The organism is Candidatus Jordarchaeum sp., from assembly GCF_052745115.1.
In genome coordinates this window covers 1-4,122 of record NZ_JBRAKS010000340.1, presented here as the reverse complement: position 1 = coordinate 4,122, position 4,122 = coordinate 1, and the positions used below count along the sequence as shown (strand labels likewise).

General features: G+C 41.8%; 4 protein-coding genes. 1 reads left to right on the top strand and 3 read right to left on the bottom strand.

Going from position 1 to position 4,122, the window contains the following annotated elements; all coding sequences use genetic code 11:
- The first annotated feature begins 353 nt into the window (after positions 1 to 353).
- Complete coding sequence (locus ACUVXA_RS17405; RefSeq protein WP_445872552.1) at positions 354 to 2,993, top strand: GH36-type glycosyl hydrolase domain-containing protein; 2,640 nt, start codon at positions 354 to 356, stop codon at positions 2,991 to 2,993.
- A 36-nt stretch (positions 2,994 to 3,029) separates the two neighbouring features.
- Here ACUVXA_RS17405 and ACUVXA_RS17400 read toward each other — a convergent pair whose 3' ends face one another.
- The 3 genes from ACUVXA_RS17400 to ACUVXA_RS17390 form a co-directional block, all read right to left on the bottom strand.
- Positions 3,030 to 3,278 (bottom strand): type II toxin-antitoxin system HicA family toxin, encoded by a 249-nt coding sequence (locus ACUVXA_RS17400; protein ID WP_445872551.1) that lies wholly within the window; start codon positions 3,276 to 3,278, stop codon positions 3,030 to 3,032.
- A complete protein-coding gene (locus ACUVXA_RS17395) occupies positions 3,275 to 3,481 on the bottom strand; it encodes a 2-oxoisovalerate dehydrogenase (RefSeq protein WP_445872550.1) in 207 nt (68 codons plus the stop codon). Before ACUVXA_RS17395 ends, ACUVXA_RS17400 begins: the two co-directional genes overlap by 4 nt.
- Positions 3,482 to 3,708: 227 nt before the next feature.
- Positions 3,709 to 4,008 carry a carboxymuconolactone decarboxylase family protein gene (locus ACUVXA_RS17390; protein ID WP_445872549.1) on the bottom strand — a complete coding sequence of 100 codons (300 nt, stop codon included), beginning with the start codon at positions 4,006 to 4,008 and terminating at the stop codon, positions 3,709 to 3,711.
- Positions 4,009 to 4,122: the final 114 nt, after the last annotated feature.

Genomic DNA, 4,122 nt, shown 5'->3' with positions numbered 1-4,122 from the left:
GCCTCCCATCTTCTAACAACCCTCGTCAACACATACTTAATCCTAAGAATAGGCCCCTCTTCAAGCTGGTAAACATTCCAAGGCTCTCTTAGCACATCAAAATCCAGTTCTGTTACCTCAGCACTCATAAAATTCTCCCCTGTGAGTTTTGATATCTCCGGGCAATAATTTTATTTTTTCTAATTTTAAATTGTGTTTTATCAACTAATAAATTCTAAGGGTAGTATTTTATATAGGAAAAATGCAATTAAAAAATATAATTTATCTATTTTTTTACGAGTGTAGTAGGTTGCCTTAGCTTATTCGAAAAATACCCCTCAGCAGAATATATGAGTTTGGGGGAATTTAGTGAATTGTCTAATCATGATTGTGGCCACTTTGGGAAATGGATTGTTGATGACTATGGTTTGCCTGCCTATGAGTACACTTGTAACTACGAAGTAGATCCCGCGGCTCTTACCTTTACTACTCAGGGGGGTTCCCGTGACCATTGGCACCAGTTTGGGAACTGTCGTTTTAACGCTCTGGCTCATAATTCGGGTTTTGTGGAGGTTTTTGAGAATTCTAGAGGTCCTCAGTGGTTAACCTATAGGAGTGTTAAGCAGCGAGCTTTGGGTGGTGGGATTGCTGTAGTGGCTGAGGATGGGGATTGTTGGTGTGATCTTTTCTCTCAGGAGCGCTTCGATAAAGGTTATCGCCGTGTTTTTGGTATGGGTTATTTTCGAAAGGTTTCAGAGCACAATAATCTGACCTTAGACCATATTGTTTTTACGCCGGTGTCGGATGATCCTGTTGTTGCCTCTGAGGTAACTGTTAAGAATGAGTCGAATCGGGCGAGGACTATTACACTGTTTAATTATTGGGGGATTAATCTACACTATGTTTCAGAGTCCCTAATTTATACTAGCGGGAGAAGGACTGAATATGGAGTTTCCCTAATTAATTGGGCGGGTAGAATCTACGGGTTTTTGCGCCATCTTCTTTTATGGGATACTGAGCGGGAACGCACGTCCTTCTCTAAAAAGTTTATTTACCATACGGAGTACGCCCCGGAGAGTGGGGTGCTCACTCTAGTTCCAGAGCATCAGGGGAAGAAGCCTCCAAAGCAGGTTCCTTCTTCAAGAAATTATTATCCGAAGCCTCTATTTCTTAAACTGCTGAATGAAAAGCCTACCTCAGCAATAAGTTCGGCGAAGGGACTCATTGATAAGCGGGGGAATTTTAAAATTGAAGACTCTTTTGTTGGTGTTCCAAAGCCGGTTGTTAAAAAGAGCCCCTGTCTCTGCCTTGGAGTAAAGCTTACAATTCCAAGAAAAAGCTCGCGAACCATCACTTTTCTTTTCGGCTATGCAGAAAAAAATGAAATTCCCAAGCTAATCTCCAGGTATGAAGAGAAAAACCGGATGCATCCTTTAAGTGAAAATGTGAGGGATTGGAAGGCGAACACCGTGAAATTTAGAGGTGGTAAGGATTGGATTTCTCGTGAGGCTGCATGGCACTCCTACTATTTTAAGAGTTCAACTCTTTATGATGAATATTTTGAAAATCACTTGTTACCTCAGGGGGGTGCTTATGTTTACCTTCAGGGATTGCATGGTGGTCCCCGCGACTTCTCGCTCTACGCGGTTCCCATGACCTATCTGGATCCAAGGCTGGCGAGGGAGATGCTGGAGTATGTTTTGCGTTGGATGAGGCCTAGTGGTGAGTTGGCTTATTCTGGAAGTGGCTTCGGTAAGCTTGGTGGAGCCGTTGTGCATAATAGGCCCTCTGACCACTACCTGTTCATACTATGGGCTATCACCGAGTACGTTTTTGCAACGCGTGACTTCAATTTCTTGAAAAGAAAGGTGCCCTTCTACCCTCGGGAGAATGGTTTATTCTCCACGGTTGCTGAGAGGATTAAACTCTCCTTAAATTTCCTTTTTGAGGAGATTGGTTTTGGCGAGCATGGGTTGTTGAAGGTGGGGGACGGGGACTGGAATGATGGAATCTCCACCATGGTTCCCAACAGGAGTAGATTTCTCAAACACGGTGAATCTGTTTTTAATTCTGCTTTCGCTCTCTATGTTCTTCCCAGAGTTATCGATTTATTTAGGGAGCGGGATCCCAAGTTCTGTAAATTTCTGCGAAAGAGGTTCGAATCTCTGCGTAGGGCGTGTCTTGGTTCTTGGAATGGGAGGTGGTTTTACCGGGCTTGGGATGGGTGTGGAAACCCTGTGGGTGGTAGAAATCTGTTTCTTGAGCCTGTTCCTTGGCTGCTTCTCTCTAAAGCCTTGCCGGAAAAGATGGCGGAAAAACTCTTGGAAAATGTTTACGAGATACTGGATAAGCCCTCTCCCTTCGGGCAGTATCTCGTGTATCCTCCCTTGAGAACTTTCTTAAACTATCTTGAGAAGGGCTGGGATGTAAACGGTGGAATATGGTTTGCCATGAATTTCCTACTCACCTGGGCCTATGGACTTTATGATCCGAAGAAGGCTTGGAACTCGCTGCTAAAAAACTCGATGGCTCACCACGCAAATCTCTACCCCAATCTGTGGTACGGTATATGGAGTGGCCCCGACGCCTATAACGCTGATTATGCTAAACGGCCCGGAGAAACCTATTACCATCTCCCAACACCTACAACCGACTTCCCGGTTATGAACCTCAACCTGCACGCTAATTTTCTCACAGCTCTCATTAAGCTCTGTGGTGTAGAACCTGAAGCGGAGGGGTTGACTATTGCTCCCAAGTTGCCGTTTCAAAATTTTAGCTTGAAGACACCCCTCATTGAGCTTAAAATGAAAGAGTATGAGATTGAAGGTGTATATACTCCTCTATACTCGGGGCCTTTTTCTCTCAGAGTTAAAAAGCCGGTTTACTGGCCCCACCAGATTCGCTGCTATATCAATGATGAGCTTGTAAAATATGATTTAGCAGATTCCATAATTACAGTAAGTTTAAATGTTGATAAAAAGTTTAGATTCCGAGTTCTCCACATCGCACCCTGACTGGTGCAACTTTTATAAATAGATAATTTGTGAGCCTTACTTTTTCCCAAATAATTCCTTAATCAGTTCGGGTTTATCTATCTCTAAGTGACTGGCGATATCAGTTAAAATGCTGTTAAGTGTACCTACCTTCAAAGACTTGTGTCTAGGAATTGTAATGTGGTGTTCTCCTTTTAGAGTGGTTGTTAATCTTATGTGGCTTCCCTTCTGTCGCGTAATCTGATAATCATACTTTTTGAGAAGCCTACATAATTCTTCACCGCCAATATCTCTTGGAATTTTCATACGGTTATTACCTCATCTTTTACCATGTGTAGTCTTATGATTCGAGGCATTTGATCTTCTTCAAAGTGGCATCTCACAGCTTCCCTAACCGCTCCCTTTAACTCCTCCAAATCTTCAGCTTCTGTGTATATAGAGTATCCTAATGCTCTCGCTTCGTATCCACCCTCTACCGATTCTTCTACGAGAAATATTATCTCCTTCATACTATTTGCCTCCTTAACCGGTTGCACCTTTTATTCTGATAATAACCACTATCATATAGATCATGATTGAATTTTTAATTTATCTTCTTTATTTATTTTGACACTTTTTAACCTTGCTTGTCTTGTTTTAGGATTGGGTATTTTCTCATTTAACCTGTTTCATTTTTGAATCTAATCTTAAGCTTAAGTTCCTAATTATACGCATCGCACCCTAACCCAACACCATTCTAGAATAATTTTTTAAGGCCGGCTGCAGCGGTGTAAGCGCTACCTGCCCCACATACATATATAGCTACTCTCAAAGCCTCTGCGATCTCCTCTTTTGTGGCTCCAGCCATCTTTGCTAGATTAGCCAAGGCCCTAACACCCTGAACAGCTCCATGAGAAGCATCTAGAGCCATCGCTATGAGGATCTTAATTTTACTTGGTAATGCTCCGTCTTTAAAAGCAAAATTCCGTGCATTTTCGACCTGCTCCCGAATTTCTGGATCTAATTTTTCATAAACCTTCAAAGGATCTTCAGCCATTTTTATCACCAAATTTTTTGATTAGTTGTTTTAAGATTATCTTTATATTTTTTATTCTTCTTAAAAAACATACATAAGCTTCGCTTTTTAGACAAATTATAAAAAACCTTTTTT